Below are 16940 nucleotides of genomic sequence, written 5' to 3' on the forward strand. Positions count from 1 at the left end.
GAACCATGGCGAATGCTCGCGGCGGCGCTGACCGGCCGTTAGTGTCAACAGTGCCGAGGAACCTGGGGGCTTGGATGGACAAGGAAGCCAACACACGGCTAGCGGACCTGTTCGCACTCACCGGATGGTCCAAGGGAGAGCTCGCGCGACTCGTCAACCGGCAGGCGGCGGCCATGGGCCACCCGCAGCTGGCGACGGACACCTCGCGCGTGCGCCGCTGGATCGACACCGGTGAATCTCCCCGCGAACCCGTGCCCACCGTGCTGGCGGCCCTGTTCACCGAGCGTCTCGGCCGTGTCGTAACCATCGAGGATCTCGGGTTCGGCCGGCATCGGCGTACGGGAAGGAAGCAGTCCGTCAGCGCCGACGGACTGCCCTGGCCACCGGAGCGAACAGCCGCGGTCCTCACCGAATTCACGGGAATGGACCTCATGCTCAACCGACGCGGTCTGGTGGGCGCGGGAGCCGCGCTTGCCGCGGGTTCCGCACTCAGCAGCGCCATGTACGACTGGCTGCACACCGATCCGGCGCTCGCGGCCGACGCCCCCACCACCCACGACCCCTTCACCGCCGACGCCGCCTCCTACGACCGCTACGAGGCGGCCCCCGTCGGCTCCCAGGAGATCGAGGCGCTGGAGCGCTCGGTCGAGGTGTTCCGCGCCTGGGACGCGTCGCGTGGCGGCGGGCTGCAGCGCAAGGCGGTGGTCGGACAGCTCAACGAGGTGGGCGGCATGCTCGCCTACCAGCACCCTCCGCACCTCAAGCGAAGGCTCTGGGGCGTGGCGGCCAACCTCGCCGTCCTGGCGGGCTGGATGTCCCACGACGTGGGCCTGGAGCCCACCGCCCAGAAGTACTTCGTCATCGCGGCGCACGCCGCCCGTGAGGGCGGCGACCGGCCGAGAGCCGGCGAGGCGCTCTCACGCGCCGCCCGGCAGATGGTCCACCTGGGCCGGCCGGACGACGCCCTGGACCTGATGAAGCTGGCGCAGTCCGGCTCCGGGCACGAGACCCTGCCGCGCACCCGGGCCATGCTCTGCACCATCGAGGCCTGGGCACAGGCCTCCATGGGGCACGGCCAGGCGATGCGCCGCACCCTGGGCAAGGCCGAGGACCTCTTCGCCACCGACCGCGGCGACGTCCCGCCGCCGAGCTGGATGCAGATGTTCGACGAGGCCGATCTGCACGGGATGCAGGCGCTCGCGTACCGCACCCTCGCCGAGCACGAGCCGCTGGCCGCACGGACGGCACAGCAGCACGCCAAACAGGCGCTGGAACTGCGCGACAAGGGCCGGGACCGTTCCAACATCTTCGACTACATCTCACTGGCCTCGGCCTGCTTCATCGCCGACGACCCGGAGCAGGCGGACCGCTACGCGCGACTGGCGCTGCTGACCATAAGGCAGAACTCGTCGCTGCGTACCTGGGACCGGTTGCGGGAGATGTACCGGCTGACGGCCCGCTACTCCGACTTCACCAGGATCCAGGATCTGCGTGAGGAGATCGAGATCGCGCTGCCGAGCGGACCCCAGCGCAGGGGCCCCGTGATCTGAGCGGAGCGCCGAGCGCAGGACATGGACGACGGGGATGTCGCGGACATCACAGGCATCGCGAACATCGATGCGCGGGACCAGCCGACTCGACGCCGAATGAGCCGGCTCTCCCGGATGCCCACCCCGTGTCGACACGTCGACATGTCCATACGCCGCCGCCGGATGCGCACCCGCACGGTGCGGGTGTCGTGCGGGTTTCGCGCGGAGCCTGTGAATGGCCGGTGCGGGATCGGTGGTGCCACTGTGGACCTCGGCGCAGCCGAGGACCTCAGTGGAACGTGGCGATGAGCACGCAGGCATCGTCCTCGCGCTCGGGGGCGCCGAGTTCCTCCACCACGATGCGCACGCACTCCTGAGGGGTACGGGCCCGGGCGAACCTCGGGCCGAGTCCCAGCAGGTGCCGCACCGCGGCGCCCGCGTCGGAGGCGGCCACCGGACCGGAACGGCGCGGCAGCAGGCCGTCGGTGTGCAGTACCAGCAGGTCTCCGGGGAGCAGCCGCTCGGTGACCTGGCCGTACTGCGCGCCCGATGTGGCGCCCAGCAGTACGCCCTCGGGCGCGTCGAGCGCACGCCCCGTCCCGTCGCGGAACAGCAGCGGGGCGGGGTGTCCGGCCTGCGCCCATACCAGCGAGCGGTCCTCCGGGCGGTAGCGGCAGCACAGGGCGCTGCCCAGCGCGGGCTGTGCGGAGCTGTCCAGCAGCTGGTTGAGCCCGCCCAGCAGCGGTGCCGGGTCCAGCCCCGTCATCGCCATTCCGCGCAGCGCGCCGAGGAGCATGGCCATGCCGGAGGTGGCGGAGACCCCGTGCCCGGTCAGGTCGCCCACGGTGAGCAGCGCGGAGCCGTCGGGCAGTTGCAGCGCGTCGTACCAGTCGCCGCCGACGAGGGATCCGGTCGAGGAGGGGAGGTAGTGGGCGGCGAGGTCGATCGTGGTGGGGCCACCCTCCTGCGGGAACCGCAGGGAACCGCGCCACGGCGGCAGCACGGCTTCCTGCAGCTCCACCGCCAGCCGGCGCTCGGTCTGCGCGATCTGCCGCTCGCGCTGCAGCGAGTCACGGGTCTCGCGCAGCGTCCGCTGGCTGCGGCGCAGTTCGCTGACGTCGCGGAGCACCGCCCACATCGAGGCGGTGGCGCCGGCGGCGTCGAGCACCGGCTCGCCCACCATGTGCACGGTACGCACGGCACCGTCCGGGCGGACGATGCGGAACTCGCAGTCGATCGGCCGGGCGTCCACCAGGCAGCCGGTCACGGCCGCGGTGAGCGTCTGCTGGTCCTCCGCGAACAGCCAGGAGGGCAGCTCGTCCAGGGTCAGCGGCCCGTCCTCGCGGGTCCGGCCGAAGATGCGGTAGAGCTCGTCCGACCACTGGACACCGTCCGTGACCAGGTTCCACTCGGCGCTGCCGGCCCGCCCCAGGGCCTGCACCGCACCGGGGACCGGTGCGGGGACGGACACCTCCCGGGGCGGCGGGGCCGCGTGGGCGGCGGCGCCGGGCTCGGCGGCCGCCTCCCGGTGGCCGAGGTCGGGGAGGCCGTCCCGCAGCTGCCCGAGGTGCGCGCCCAGGTCGTCGAGCTGATGGACGGCGAGGTCGCACAGCGCGCGCTGCCAGCGCAGCTGCGGGTCCTCCTCGTCCTCGGCGGCGGCGTCACGGCGGACGGCGTCGACCTTGCCGCGCAGCTGGCGGGTCTGGGAGATGAGCGCGTCCACGGTGCCGGGCTCAGGCTTCGCGGTGGCGCGATCCTCATGCAAATGGGGCGGCATGACGCTCTCCGAACATGTCTCCGAACCGGGCGCCGGCCTCAACGGGGCCGTACGGATGGGCCAGTCACGACTCTTGCACAAGGAGTGATGGCCCGTAAGGGTTTCTGCAATACCCGATCCGGTGGTGCTGCAGGCATATGCCAGAAGCCTGGGGTGTCCCCACGCTCGGAGGACTCCGCGGAATGCCCCGGTCCGGGTAAGCTGCGGGACTCCGCCCCCTGAGCGTGCTCACGGGCTGCCCGGGTGCCGTGCAAAGGGTTTGAACCCGGGACGATCTGCGAAGATACCTCGCAGCCGGTAACGGAAAATCCCGTTGCCAACCAACCCCCCGCACCGGATGCTGACCTCATGTTCGACCCCGACATAGCGCCCAGCGGTACCCTTCTCGGCCTCCTCCAGAGAGGACGCGGAGACGGGACCCTGCACGCCCTCGCGGCGCAGCGAGCCGACGCGCTCGCCGCGCTGGAGCAGTGCGTCCTGCGCGACCCCCGCCACGACTGGCGCGTGGAGTCCCGCTCCCTCTATTACGCGCGCCTCTACTCGGAACTCGAGGGCCCGCTCGACGGGATCGAACAGCACCTCTTCCACCCCGACGACGTCATCAGCCCGGACGAGCACCGCTGCGGCCTGGCCCTGTCCGTCCTCGGGCACCTCGCCGGCTACGGCCGCAGGGACGCCGTCCTGCTGCTGCGCCGGTACGCGGCCACCGGCGGCAACTGGGAGTGGGCCCTGGACGAGCTCGCCGTACGTGACGAGGACGACGCGCTGCGTGCGCTCGGCCCCGCCGTGCTCGCCCGCTTCCCCGCGACCACGGAGGGTGACGCCCAGCTCGCCGCCGCGCTCCGCGAGGCGTACGAGCCCCGGCCCTGGCGGTTGTGGGCCGAGGATCCCGACCCGGCCGTCTCCGAACGCGTGCGCAAGGCGTCTGAGCAGACCGCCTTCGACCGGTGGCAGCGCCAGATGCGGCCCGCCGGGCCGACCCCGGGCTGGAGCGTGGGCGCCGTGCTCGAATGGGCCCAGGAGGGCCTGGCCGCCCACCCGCCGCAACACCGCGACGCCCCCGCCGCCCGCTGCCTCGCCGCCGTCGCCGGCCCCGAGGACCGCGAGGAGCTCGTCCGGTCGGCCCGCGGCGGTCCCGAGGCGGCCCGTGCGGCCGCGCTCCGCCACCTCTGCGACCGCCAGGACCGCGAGGCCCTCGACCTCATCGAGGCCGCCGCCCTCAGCACGTCCGAAGTCGTGGTCCGCGCCGCCGTCGAGTCCTTCGAGCGGATGCGCAGCGTCGCCGCCCTCACCCGGGCCCGCGCCTGGTCACGCCGCGAGGACGTGCTCGGCGCGGCCGCCGCCCGCATGCTCGCCTGCCGCGGCGGCGAACAGGACGCCGACCGCGTGCTCGGCGCGCTGCGCCGCCTCGTCCAGCGCGAGGGCGCCGACGCCGAGGGCCTGGCCGTGCTCGTCGAGGGGGCCGGCCGGCTCGCCATCGAGTGCGCCGCCCCCGTACTGCGCCACGTCTACCGCGAGACCAGCTCCTCGCAGGTGCGCGGCGTCGCCGCCCACGCCCTCGGCCGCACCGATCCCAGCTTCGGCGCCGGACTCGCCGTCGAGTGCCTGTGGGACTGCGAGGAGACCACCCGCGAACTCGCCGCCCGTACGGCCACGACCGCGGACGTCCGCGTCCTGGCCCGGCTGCGCAGCCTCGCCGCGGATCCCGCGGAGGAGGCCGAGGTGCAGACCGCCGTCCGCGGCCGCCTCAGCTCCGGAGACCCCGCGCGCTGACGGACGGCACATGCCGGAGCGGGACCGGACGTACGGGTGCGGACGGCCGTCCCGCCCTGCTCGCCGGCCAGAAGGAACGCGCCGACGGGATAGGTCGTCAGCGCCGGCCGGTCCGAGTGCTCCCGGGCCCGCGAGCACGGCGGTGCGTCGAGGACAGCGGGCTGGCGCTTGCCGTCACGGCGTCCCGGCGGGGACGCAGGCACTGGTGCCGCGTGCCGACGAGAAGCCGATGGCGGGGTCCCGCTACGCCGAGGACGGACGCCCGGTCACGGGCACCGGCGCCCTGTGGGACCGCCACCCGGACCGCTGCACCGGCCGTGGCCCCCGGCGGTTCGCCCCCGCCCCGTGGGCTCGTCGCCGAACTCCTGCCCGGACCGGCGAGCGGCGCCCGACGCCACGGGGCGCGCCCGACGCAGCGTCCGGGAGAGCCCCACAACCGCCCCGGCGGCCGGAAGGCCCGATCCGGGGCCAACGCTCACGGCACGTTCCCCAAGGTGAAAGATCCACGTGACCCGGACAACGCCCGCGGAGCCGACAACGTCCGTATGCGAGTAGCCATCGTCACGGAGTCCTTCCCACCCGACGTCAACGGAGTGGCCCACTGCGCGTTGCGCACGGCCGAACATCTGGTCCGCAGGGGCCACGAGCCCCTGGTCATAGCGCCGGCCGGCCCGAACGAGTCCGCGGCGGGCGACGAACCGTGCCCCGTCGTACGTGTGCCGTCGCTGCCGCTGCCCGGCTACCCGCAGGTCCGGGTGGCGCTCCCCGGCCGCAGGACCGCGGCGGCGATCGCGGCGCACCGTGCCGAACTCGTCCATCTGGCCAGCCCGTTCATCCTCGGGGTGCGCGGCATGGCCGCTGCCACCCGGCAGCACATCCCCGCGGTCGCCGTCTACCAGACCGACCTGGCGGGGTACGCCCGCACCTATCTGAGCCTCGGCGAGAGCACCGCGTGGCGCCGGATCCGCGCCGTGCACACGGCGGCCGACCGCACGCTCGCACCGTCCAGCGCCTCCCAGCGGGACCTGGAGGCGCACGGCGTCCCGCGCGTGCACCTGTGGCCGCGAGGCGTGGACTCCGTCCGCTTCGACGCGGCCCACCGCGACGAGGCCCTGCGTCGTGAACTCGCCCCGAACGGCGAGGTCCTGGTCGGCTACATCGGGCGGCTGGCCGCGGAGAAGCACGTGGAGCTGCTGGCCGGCGCCTGCCGGCTGTCCGGGGTGAAGGTGGTCGTCGTCGGCGACGGCCCGAGCGCGCCGGGGCTGCGCGAGGCGCTGCCGGGCGCGGCCTTCCTGGGCCGCCGCACCGGGCACGACCTGGCGCGGATCTACGCCTCGCTCGACGTCTTCGTCCACACCGGGCCGTTCGAGACGTTCTGCCAGACCGTCCAGGAGGCGATGGCCAGCGGGCTGCCCGTGGTCGCCCCCGCCGCCGGCGGTCCCCTCGACCTCGTCGACCACGGCCGCACCGGGCTGCTCGTGCCGCCCGGCGACGTGGACGCCTTCACCGGCGCCGTACGGCTGCTGGCGAGCGCTCCGGCGATGCGCGACCAGTTCGGCGCCGAGGGGCGCGCCGACGTGGCCGCACGCACCTGGGAGGCCGTCGGCGACCTGCTCCTGCGGCACTACGCCCAGGTGCTCGACGCCCGTACGGCGGTGGCGGCATGAGCGGCCGGCTGCGCATCGTCCGCCTGGCGAACTTCGTCACGCCCACCTCCGGAGGCCTGCGCACCGCGCTGCGGCACCTCGGAGAGGGCTATCTCGCGGCCGGCCACGACCCGGTCCTGGTCGTCCCCGGTCCCGCCGCCAAGGACGAGACGACCTCCCAGGGCCGCGTCATCACGCTCCCCGGCCCCCTGGTGGCCGGCACCGGCGGTTACCGCGTGCTGACCGGCCGGGCCCGGCTGGAGGCGGTGCTGGACGGCCTGCGCCCGGACCGCCTGGAGGTCTCCGACCGCACGACGCTGCGCTGGACCGGGGAGTGGGCGCGCCGCCGCCGCGTGCCGGCGGTCATGGTGTCCCACGAGAGCGTCGACGGTGTGCTGCGCACCTGGGGCCTGCCCGGCGGCCTCGCCCAGGGTGCCGCCGACCGGCTCAACCGCCGCAGCGCGCACGTGTACTCGCGCATCGTCTGCACCACGGCCTGGGCGGCCGCGGAGTTCGAGCGGATCGGGGCCCGCAACGTCGTACGGGCGCCGCTCGGCGTCGACCTCGAGGCGTGCCACCCGGCGCACCACGACCCGCAGTTGCGCGCCCGGTATGCCGGCGACGCCGAGGTGCTGCTGGTGATGTGCTCGCGCCTGTCGCCCGAGAAGCGGCCGGGACGCGCCCTGGAGGCCCTCGCCCACATGCGGCACCAGGGCGTGGACGCCGTCCTCGTCGTCGCCGGGGACGGCCCCATGCGCGGCCGTCTGGAGGCCCGGGCCCGGGAGTCCCGGCTGCCGGTCACCTTCCTCGGGCACGTCCCGGTCCGCCGCGCCCTGTCCTCCCTCCAGGCCACCGCCGACGTGGTCCTGGCGCCGGGTCCGGTGGAGACGTTCGGCCTGTCCGCCCTGGAGGCCCTCGCCTGCGGCACCCCGGTCGTCGCCAGCGCGCTGTCCGCGCTGCCCGACATCCTGGGCCCGGCCGGTGCCGCCGCCACCGACGACGGCCCCGCCTTCGCGGACGCCGTCGGCCACCTGCTGTCCCGTCCCGAGCCCATGCGCCGGGCCATCGCCCGCGCCCAGGCCGAGCGTTACGGCTGGCCGGCCGCGGTCAGCGCCTTCCTCGCCGCCCACGACGCCGCGCCCCGGCTCACCGCCCCGGAGGCCACGCCATGACGACGGGCACGCGGGCGCCCGCCGTCCCCGGACGTCCCAGACCCGCGGCCCACCCGCCCACCGGGCCCGGGGCCGGGGCGGCGGCACCCGCCCAGCTCGGCGGCGACTCCACCGCTACGAAGGAGATACGTTTCGCCGCGCTCGGCGACTCGCTCACCGAGGGCCTCGGCGACCCCGTCGCCGCCGGCTGGCGCGGCTGGGCGCCGCTCCTGGCGCAGGGGCTGGCCGCCGAGCCGTCGGCCGTGCGTCTGCTCAACTGCTCCCGCAGCGGCGCCCTCACCAAGGACGTCGTCGAGGAGCAGCTGCCCCGCGCCCTGGACCACCGGCCGCACCTGGCCTCCGTGGTGGTCGGCGCCAACGACACGCTGCGCGGCAGCTTCGAGATCGAGACCGTCGCCCGCCGCCTGGACACCGTCCTGGCCCAACTGCGCGCCCACGGCGCCGAGGTGCTCACCGCCTGCCTGCCGGACCCCGGCCGGATGCTGGGCCTGCCGTGGCCGCTCGCCCGCCCCCTCGGCCGCCGGATGGCCGCGCTGAACCAGGTCGTGCACGTCCTGTCCGAGCGGTACGGGGCCGTGCACCTGCACGCCGCCCGCCACCCGTGGGTGGCCGACCGCGCCTCCTGGAGCGCGGACCGGCTGCATCCCAGCGAACTCGGGCACCGGCTGCTGGCCCGCGAGTTCCACGACCTCCTGGCGGCCCGCGGCCTGTCGGACGGCGAGCCGCCGTCCACGACCCCCGGCGGCCCGGGACCGGGCGCCGCGGCGAGCGTGTGGTGGATGGCGACCAAGGGCACCCGCTGGGTCGCCGACCGCTGCACCGATCTGCTGCCCGACCTGCTGCGGCTGGCCGGCCGGGAGGCGCGCCACCGGCTGGCGGGCACCGACGGGCTGCTGGACCTGCGCTCCCGGGACGCCACGGCCGGTGCGCTGGCCCGCCTGGGAGGGACGTACCTGGGACAATGAGGGCGTGACCGGACGCTGGGAGTTCTGGATCGACCGGGGCGGCACCTTCACCGACGTCGTCGCCAGACGGCCCGACGGCGGCCTGGAGACGTGCAAGCTGCTCTCCCACGACCCGGGGCGCTACCGGGACGCCCCCGTCGAGGGCATCCGGCGCATGCTGGGGCTGGGCCCCGGCGAACCCGTGCCCGCCGACCGGATCTCCGCCGTCAAGATGGGCACCACGGTCGCCACCAACGCCCTCCTGGAACGCAAGGGGGAGCCGACCCTCCTGGTCGTCACCGAGGGCTTCCGCGACGCGCTGCGCATCGCCTACCAGAACCGGCCGCGGCTCTTCGACCGCGAGATCGTCCTTCCCGAGGCGCTCTACGAGCGTGTCGTCGAGGTTCCCGAACGTGTCGGCGCGCACGGCGAGGTCGTCCGGCCCCTCGACCCCACCGCCGTCGGCGCGGCCCTTCGCGAGGCCCGCCGGGACGGCCTGAAGAGCGTCGCCGTCGTCCTGCTGCACGGCTACCGCCACCCCGCCCACGAGCAGGCCGTCGCGCGGGCGGCCCGCGAGGCCGGTTTCGACCGGATCAGCTGCTCCCACGAGGTGAGCCCGCTGATCAAGCTGATCCCGCGCGGCGACACCACGGTGGTGGACGCCTATCTGTCGCCGATCCTGCGCCGCTACGTGGACGAGGTGGCCGCCGAGCTGCGGGGCGTCCGGCTGATGTTCATGCAGTCCAACGGCGGGCTCCGCGAGGCCGGTCACTTCCGGGGCAAGGACGCCGTGCTGTCCGGCCCCGCCGGAGGGGTGGTCGGCATGGTCCGCGCCTCCCGGCAGGCCGGGTTCGACCGGGTCGTGGGTTTCGACATGGGCGGCACCTCCACCGACGTCTCCCACTGGGCGGGCGAACTGGAACGCGTCCTCGGCACCCAGGTGGCGGGCGTACGGATGCGGGCGCCCATGATGAACATCCACACCGTGGCGGCCGGCGGCGGCTCCGTCCTCCACTTCGACGGGCAGCGCTACCGCGTCGGCCCCGACTCCGCGGGCGCCGACCCCGGTCCCGCCTGCTACCGGCGCGGCGGCCCGCTGACCGTCACCGACGCCAATGTGATGCTCGGCCGTGTCCAGGCGGCGCACTTCCCGGCCGTGTTCGGCCCGGACGGCGACCAGCCGCCGGACACCGAGACCGTCCGCGCCGGCTTCGCGCGGCTCGCCGACGAGACCGCCGCCGCGACCGGCGACCGCCGCACCCCGGAGGAGGTCGCCGCGGGCTTCCTGGAGATCGCCGTCCTCAACATGGCCGGCGCCGTCAAGAAGATCTCCGTGCAGCGCGGCCACGACATCACCCGCTACGCCCTCACCAGCTTCGGCGGGGCCGGCGGCCAGCACGCCTGCGCGGTCGCCGACGCCCTGTCGGTCGACACGGTCGTCGTGCCCCCGCTGGCCGGTGTGCTGTCCGCGTACGGGATCGGGCTGGCCGACGCCACCGCCATGCGGGAGCGCTCCGTGGAGACCGGGCTCTGCGAGGACGGGCTGCCCGCCCTGCGGGAGGCCCGCGACGAACTCGACGGCCTGGCCCGCGCCCAACTGCGCGAGGACGGGGTGCCCGACGAGACCGTCGAGACCGTCACCCGCGTCCACGTCCGCTACGCGGGCACCGACGCGGCGCTCCCGGTGCCGTTCGGGACCGTCGACGCCATGCGCGAGGCGTTCACCGCCGAGCACCGCACCCGCTACGCCTTCACCATGGACAAGCCCCTGGTCGTGGAGGCGGTCTCGGTCGAGGCGGTCGGCTCGGCGGGCCCGCAGGGGCGCCACTTCGTCGAACTGCCGGCCCGGGAGGGCCCGCTGCGACCGGCCGCCGAGGTGTCCCTGTACGCGGAGGGCCGACGGCAGGACTGCCCCCTGTTCCACCGGGACGGGATGCGCCCGGGCGACACCGTGGACGGGCCCGCCGTGATCGCCGAGGCTGACGCGACGACCGTCGTCGACCCCGGCTGGCGGGCCGCGGTCGGCGAGCACGGCCACATCCTGCTCACCCGGGTGCGGCCGCGGCCCGGCCGGGTGGCGGTGGGGACCGAGGTCGACCCGGTGATGCTGGAGATCTTCAACAACCTCTTCATGTCGATCGCCGAGCAGATGGGCGTCCGTCTGGAGAACACCGCCCACTCCGTCAACATCAAGGAGCGCCTGGACTTCTCGTGCGCCCTGTTCGACCCCGAGGGCAACCTCATCGCCAACGCCCCCCACATCCCGGTGCACCTCGGCTCCATGGGCGAGTCCATCAAGGAGGTGCTGCGGCGGAACGAGGGCACCATGCGCCCGGGCGACGCCTACGCCGTCAACGACCCCTACCACGGCGGCACCCATCTGCCCGACGTCACCGTCGTCACCCCCGTCTTCGACGAGGAGGGGCGGTCGCTGCTCTTCCTGGTCGCCTCACGCGGCCACCACGCCGAGATCGGCGGCCTCACCCCCGGCTCGATGCCCGCCTTCAGCCGCACCGTGCACGAGGAGGGCGTCCTCTTCGACAACTGGCTGCTCGTGCGCGACGGCGGCCTGCGCGAGGAGGAGACCCGCGCCCTGCTCGCGGACGCCCCGTACCCCTCGCGTGACCCGGACACCAACATCGCCGACCTGCGCGCGCAGATCGCCGCGAACGAGAAGGGCATCGCCGAGCTGCGGCGCATGACGGGGCAGTTCGGCCTCGACGTCGTGCACGCCTACATGCGGCACGTGCAGGACAACGCCGAGGAGTCCGTGCGGCGCATCGTCGCGGGCCTGGACGACGGAGAGCGCGCCTACGAGACCGACAACGGCGCGGTCATCCGCGTCGCCGTACGCGTCGACCGCCGGGCGCGCTCGGCCGTCCTGGACTTCACCGGCACCTCGCCGCAGCAGGAGGGCAACTTCAACGCGCCCCGGTCCGTGGTCATGGCCGCCGTGCTCTATGTCTTCCGCACCCTCGTCGCCGACGACATCCCGCTCAACAGCGGCTGCCTCAAGCCGCTGGACGTCCGCGTCCCCGAGGGCTCGATGCTCGCCCCGCGGTACCCGGCGGCGACCGTCGCCGGCAACGTGGAGACCTCCCAGGCGGTCACCGGGGCCCTGTACGCGGCACTCGGGGTGCAGGCCGAGGGCTCCGGCACGATGAACAACGTCACCTTCGGCAACGACCGGGTGCAGTACTACGAGACGGTGGCCAGCGGGGCCGGGGCGGGCGAGGGCTTCGACGGCGCCGACGCCGTCCAGACTCACATGACCAACTCCCGGCTCACGGACCCCGAGATCCTCGAGTGGCGCTATCCCGTCCGCGTCGAGGGCTTCGCCCTGCGCGACGGCAGCGGCGGCGAGGGCCGGTGGCACGGGGGCCGCGGCGCCGTCCGACGCATCCGCTTCCTGGAGCCCATGACGGTCGCGCTGCTCTCCGGCCACCGGCGGGTCGCCCCGTACGGCATGGCGGGCGGCGGGCCGGGCGCGCTGGGCGAGAACCGCATCGAGCGCGCCGACGGCACCGTCATCCCGCTCGGCGGGGTCGACTCCGCCGACGTGGGTCCCGGTGACGTCCTGGTCGTCGCCACGCCCGGCGGGGGCGGTTACGGGGCCGCCGGCCCCTGAGGGGTTCCGGACGCAGGGGTGCCCGGACCGCGCCGTTTGGGACGATGTCGGTCCGAGCGCCTAGTCTGTGCGTCGTGACCACGACCGTTCCGCACCAGCTCAGCGGCGGTGTCCGGCCCGCGCCGGGCCCGGCCGCCGACGAGGGCCTGGCCCGCCGGCTCAAGGCCTTGGCCTGCACCGCGCCGCTGCACGACCTCGACGTGCGCAAGGCCAACCTCGCGGGCGAGTACTCGGTCTACGCGATGGCGGAGGTCGCCCTGGCCGCCATCGACCTGGTCACCCTCAACATGGACTTCGACACCGGCGCCGACCACGACCAGATAATCTCCCGGCTGCTGCCTCGCATCGCCGCCCAGGCCCCCGGCCGTCCCGCCGCCGAGCACGAGCGGGTGGGCCGCTGGGTCCTGGAGAACCTGATCAACGTCGGCAGCGTCGACCGCGGCTTCCGCGCCGTCTACGGCACCTTCGGCGCGGACGGGGCGTACGTCCGCCGCGACTACGACTTCAAGCTGATCGAGGAGGTCCCGGGCCGCGACGGCACCGTCTACCTGCGCACCACGGACGAGGCCGTCAACGTGCTCGTCGGCGCCCTCGACACCGACGTGACCAGCGCCCAGATCGCCGCCGAGGTCAAGCTCGAGGTGCTGATCAACCGCGGCCGGCTCGCCGACGCCCAGCTCGCCGCGGAACAGGCCCGCTACCGCACGGTGCAGTACGCCGAGACCCTGCGCCGCGCCCTGGACGCCACCCGCCGCAACGTCCGGGCCGTCGACTGGATCCGCACCGTCCCCGACATGATCGCCGAGGCGCTCGACCACGTCGCCGACCGCTACCGGCACGAGAACGCCATCCTGACCAACATCCGCAAGGCCAGGGACGAGTCGGAGGAACCGGAGCACAAGCGCCGCGCCGCCGAGCTCGTCGACATCGTCAAGGACTGCATCCGCCGCCACACCCAGCTGCAGTCCCGGCTGCTGGAGGCCGGCCCGATCTTCCGGGCCGAACAGGACCGGCAGGCCTTCGCCGCGCCCCGCGGCAGCGCCCTCGTCGGCATGCTCGACCTGTACGGGCAGCTGGTCGCCCCCGTCCTGCCGCTTCCGGTGGAGCAGGCCACCCGGGTCACCGACGCCTGGTTCGCCCGCGGCACGGGCCTGCGTACCCCCGCGTCGGTACGCGTCACCGACCTCGTGGAGGCGCTGCTCACCCCGCCGGTGGAGCGCGAGCACCTCGGCGCCGAGATGCCCGAGCCCGACCTCGTCGCCACCCCGGACGACAGCCGGTTCAGCGAGGAGCAGCTCGAGACCGCCCTGGAACTCCTCGACCTGCCCCACGACGCCCCCCGGCGGCTGTCCGGGCTGCTCGCCGAGGCCCGCCGCCTCGACCCCGAACTGCCCTACCTGGTCGCCCTGCTGGCGGTGCACGCGGCCAGCCCGCCGGTCGGCACCGCCTACCGCCAGGGCGAGGAGCGGCTGCTGTTCGCCGTCGACGACGGCACCGAACTGGACGACCCCGAGTTCGGCGGCGCCGACCTGATCGTGGGCACGGCCCGGCTGGACGCCGCCGGGATGGCCGCCGAGCGGTCCGAGGCGGCGTGACGATGAGCGCACCGACCATCCGCACCGAGGAGACGAGCCCGTGAGCGACCAGCGCGACGGCGAGAGCACGCAGCCGCCCGCGGCGGCCCCCGGCCCCGCGGCCGTCACCCCCGGCGACGCCGCGGACGCCGCCCGCCTCGTCGCCTTCGGCCTCCAGCCGAAGCTGCTGCCCGCGCGGGACATCGAGTACGCCGAGCTGATCCGCCGCTACCGCGAGGAGCCCCTGTTCTCGCGGCTGGCCGACGCCGTGGCCGCCGGCCTCGGCCTGGTCGTGCTGGAGGTCTCCCCGAGGGCCGGCATGGCGCTGGCGGCCGGTGAGGACTCGGTCTTCGCCGTCCGCATGGGCGACTACTCCCGCCGCGCCGCGTCCGACGCGGGCGACCGCTTCCTGCACGGCCTCGCCCACCTCGCCACCGCCGCCATGGCCTTCCCGCGACCGGAGGACCTCGCCGACGACGCGTACATCGGGCGTGTCACCGTCAACGGCATCGACGGCTTCCTGCGCCAGGCCTGCCGCCGGCTGGAGGAACGGGCCGAGGAGCAGGGCGAGAACACCGACCCGGCCACCGGCGCCCCCGGCCTGGAGGCCGCCTGGCGGGTCTATGTGCGCCGCAGCTCCACCGGCGCCACCAAGGACGCCCGGCGCCTCGCGGGCTCCACCACCGGCATCGTGGGCAAGGCCGTCTCCTTCCTGGTGGACTCGGGGTTCCTGCAGCGTACGGGTGACGAGTCGGGCGGCACGTACCGCACCACCGCCCGCTACCAGCTCCAGGTGCGCGACATGGCGGGCGGCGCCGCCATGGCCGAGCTCCTCGACCTCGGCATCGTGCCCCGGCCCGGCGAGTCGGCGGCACTGATGCCCGCGGAGGAGGGCGAGGACCTCGGCCTCGTGGCCGGGGCGGGCCTGCCCTTCCACTCCTGAACGGCGGCCCCTCCCGCCCCCGGATCCCGCCGATCCTCCGAACCCGCCGACCACAGACCACGACCACGACCACAGACCACCACGACGAGAGCCCCCCATGTACGAGCTGTCCCGGGTCCGCCTCTACTCCATCGGGCCCGCCGGTGCGCGCTACGCCGACACCGTGCTGGACCTGCGCGGAGTCGGCGAGCCCGTGCCGCAACCCGCGCCCGCCCAGGCGGAGTTCTTCGAGGACGAACCGACCGGGCCGCCGCGCCGTCCGGCGCCGGCCGGTGTGCTGTTCCTGGAAAACGGCGGCGGCAAGTCCGTCCTGCTCAAGCTGATCTTCTCCGTCATGCTGCCCGGCCACCGCAACACTTTGGGCGGCGCGAGCTCCGGTGTGCTCCGCAAGTTCCTGCTGGCCGACGACTGCGGCCACGTCGCCCTGGAGTGGCAGCACACGATCACCGGCGAACTGGTCGTCGTCGGCAAGGTCAGCGAGTGGCGCGGCCGCCAGGTCTCCTCCGACCCGCGCAAGTTCGCCGAGGCCTGGTACTCCTTCCGGCCCGGCCCCGGGCTCGGCCTGGACTCGCTGCCCGTGGCCGAGTCCACCGCCGTCCGCCCCTCCGCGGAGGGCGCCTCGGGCGCCCGCGGCCGCCGCCGCACCATGAAGGGCTTCCGCGACGCCCTGACCGACGCCGGACGCTACTACCCGCACCTGGAGGTGGTGTGGGAGGAGATCCACGACCGGTGGAACGAGCACCTCGGTGAACTCGGCCTCGACCCCGAACTCTTCCGCTACCAGCGGGAGATGAACGCCGACGAGGGCGAGGCGGCCGGTCTCTTCGCGGTGAAGAAGGACTCCGACTTCACCGACCTCCTGCTGCGCGCGGTCACCGACACCAGGGACACCGACGGTCTCGCCGACCTCGTGCACGGCTTCGCGGGCAAGCTGGGCCGCCGGGCAGAGCTCACCGCGGAACGCGACTTCACGGCGGGCTCCCTCGAACTGCTCGGCCGCATCGTCGACACCACCGCCGCCCGCGAACAGGCACGCGGCGTCCACGCCCAGTCCGAGCGCCGCACCCGGGCCCTGGCCCGCGGGCTGTCCGCGCGCGCCCGCGAGGAGCGGGGGCGCGCCGCCGAGCTGGCCCAGCGGACGGCGAGCGCGGCGCACACGGTCACCGACGCCGAGGCCGCCCGCGGCCGCGGCGCCCTGGTCGCCGCCGAACTCGCCTACCGGCACGCCTCGCTGGCCCTGGCCGCCGGCGAGAAGAGCGCCACCGCGCTGCGCCGCGAGCTCAACGACGCCCGTACCCTGCAGTCCGCCTGGCAGGCCGCGGAGATCGTGCTGCGGCACCGGGCCGCCGCCGACCGCCTCGCCCGCGTGACCGCCGCCATCCGCGAGGCGGAACGGGACGCCGCGCCGGCACTGGCCGCCCGCACGAAGGCCGCGGGCGACCTCGTCCGGGCCCTGCGGGCCGCCGCGGACACCGCCGACGAGCGGGCGGACGCCGAGGAGGAACGCTCCGCGGGACTCCAGGCGCGGTCGGAGGCGGCACACCGCGATGCCACCGCCGCCGCGACGGAGGCGCAGCGCGCCCGCAGCGAGTCCGGGCACCTGGCGCAGCGGCTGGCGGAGGTCGAGCAGGAGACCGCCGAGGCGGTGCGGGCCGGCTGGCTGGACGACTCCGCCCCCGACGCCGACCCGGCCCGGGCCGCCCTGGAGGCCTCGGACGCCGAGAAGGCCGCCGCGACCGCCGCGGAGACCGCGCGCGACGCCGCCCGCCGGACCGCACACGAGGTTCATGCAGTGCCACATGCCATAGGTGAAGTAGACGTACACGTGTCCGGGTGGACCGAACATCACGTCGTTGCGGGCGGTGCGACCCCGATAGGCGTGCGAACCGGGGTCGTTCGCGCCGTCGTACGCCTCGACCTCCGTCAGGCGCAGTGCGATCGGCCCGTCCGGGGT

At 74.8% G+C, this 16940-nt stretch carries 9 protein-coding genes and 2 pseudogenes; 9 read left to right on the forward strand and 2 right to left on the reverse strand.

Going from position 1 to position 16940, the window contains the following annotated elements:
• Window positions 1-74: 74 nt before the first annotated feature.
• Window positions 75-1550 (forward strand): DNA-binding protein NsdB, encoded by a 1476-nt coding sequence (locus PV342_RS07080; RefSeq protein ID WP_018561135.1) that lies wholly within the window; start codon window positions 75-77, stop codon window positions 1548-1550.
• A gap of 268 nt (window positions 1551-1818) precedes the next feature.
• Here PV342_RS07080 and PV342_RS07085 read toward each other — a convergent pair whose 3' ends face one another.
• Window positions 1819-3306: a PP2C family protein-serine/threonine phosphatase gene (locus PV342_RS07085; protein WP_386990654.1), complete on the reverse strand. Its 1488-nt coding sequence runs from the start codon at window positions 3304-3306 to the stop codon at window positions 1819-1821.
• A gap of 348 nt (window positions 3307-3654) precedes the next feature.
• Here PV342_RS07085 and PV342_RS07090 point away from each other — a divergent pair, with 348 nt between their 5' ends.
• The 8 genes and pseudogenes from PV342_RS07090 to PV342_RS07125 all read left to right on the forward strand — a co-directional run.
• Window positions 3655-5079 (forward strand): hypothetical protein, encoded by a 1425-nt coding sequence (locus PV342_RS07090; RefSeq protein WP_018561133.1) that lies wholly within the window; start codon window positions 3655-3657, stop codon window positions 5077-5079.
• Window positions 5080-5624: 545 nt separating this feature from the next.
• Window positions 5625-6746 (forward strand): glycosyltransferase family 4 protein, encoded by a 1122-nt coding sequence (locus PV342_RS07095; protein ID WP_026251368.1) that lies wholly within the window; start codon window positions 5625-5627, stop codon window positions 6744-6746.
• Entirely contained in the window at window positions 6743-7897 is a 1155-nt protein-coding gene (locus tag PV342_RS07100; RefSeq protein ID WP_386990656.1) for a glycosyltransferase, read from the forward strand. Before PV342_RS07095 ends, PV342_RS07100 begins: the two co-directional genes overlap by 4 nt.
• Window positions 7894-8862, forward strand: coding sequence for an SGNH/GDSL hydrolase family protein (locus PV342_RS07105; RefSeq protein WP_400800149.1), 969 nt, complete (start codon window positions 7894-7896; stop codon window positions 8860-8862). The genes PV342_RS07100 and PV342_RS07105 overlap by 4 nt, the downstream gene beginning before the upstream one ends.
• Window positions 8863-8866: 4 nt before the next feature.
• Window positions 8867-12469, forward strand: coding sequence for a hydantoinase B/oxoprolinase family protein (locus PV342_RS07110; RefSeq protein ID WP_500316187.1), 3603 nt, complete (start codon window positions 8867-8869; stop codon window positions 12467-12469).
• Between the two features lie 44 nt (window positions 12470-12513).
• Entirely contained in the window at window positions 12514-14064 is a 1551-nt protein-coding gene (locus tag PV342_RS07115; protein WP_037732357.1) for a hypothetical protein, read from the forward strand.
• A gap of 40 nt (window positions 14065-14104) precedes the next feature.
• Window positions 14105-14986, forward strand: coding sequence for a hypothetical protein (locus PV342_RS07120; RefSeq protein WP_391577689.1), 882 nt, complete (start codon window positions 14105-14107; stop codon window positions 14984-14986).
• A gap of 97 nt (window positions 14987-15083) precedes the next feature.
• Window positions 15084-16763 (forward strand): annotated as a pseudogene (locus PV342_RS07125) (hypothetical protein); the annotation flags it as partial.
• 45 nt (window positions 16764-16808) lie between these two features.
• Here the strand turns inward: PV342_RS07125 and PV342_RS07130 are convergent.
• Window positions 16809-16925 (reverse strand): annotated as a pseudogene (locus PV342_RS07130) (DNA-3-methyladenine glycosylase); the annotation flags it as partial.
• Window positions 16926-16940: the final 15 nt, after the last annotated feature.

The sequence above is a fragment of the Streptomyces sp. PA03-3a genome, assembly GCF_033792735.1.
GTDB lineage: Bacteria > Actinomycetota > Actinomycetes > Streptomycetales > Streptomycetaceae > Actinacidiphila.

Excerpts from the sequence above, each read along its gene's own strand:
- PV342_RS07115 (WP_037732357.1), top strand. The coding sequence starts at position 12,514 with ATGTCGGTCCGAGCGCCTAGTCTGTGCGTCGTGACCACGACCGTTCCG.
- PV342_RS07090 (WP_018561133.1), top strand. The coding sequence starts at position 3,655 with ATGTTCGACCCCGACATAGCGCCCAGCGGTACCCTTCTCGGCCTCCTC.
- PV342_RS07105 (WP_400800149.1), top strand. The coding sequence starts at position 7,894 with ATGACGACGGGCACGCGGGCGCCCGCCGTCCCCGGACGTCCCAGACCC.
- PV342_RS07100 (WP_386990656.1), top strand. The coding sequence starts at position 6,743 with ATGAGCGGCCGGCTGCGCATCGTCCGCCTGGCGAACTTCGTCACGCCC.
- PV342_RS07095 (WP_026251368.1), top strand. The coding sequence starts at position 5,625 with ATGCGAGTAGCCATCGTCACGGAGTCCTTCCCACCCGACGTCAACGGA.
- PV342_RS07080 (WP_018561135.1), top strand. The coding sequence starts at position 75 with ATGGACAAGGAAGCCAACACACGGCTAGCGGACCTGTTCGCACTCACC.
- PV342_RS07085 (WP_386990654.1), bottom strand. The coding sequence starts at position 3,306 with ATGCCGCCCCATTTGCATGAGGATCGCGCCACCGCGAAGCCTGAGCCC.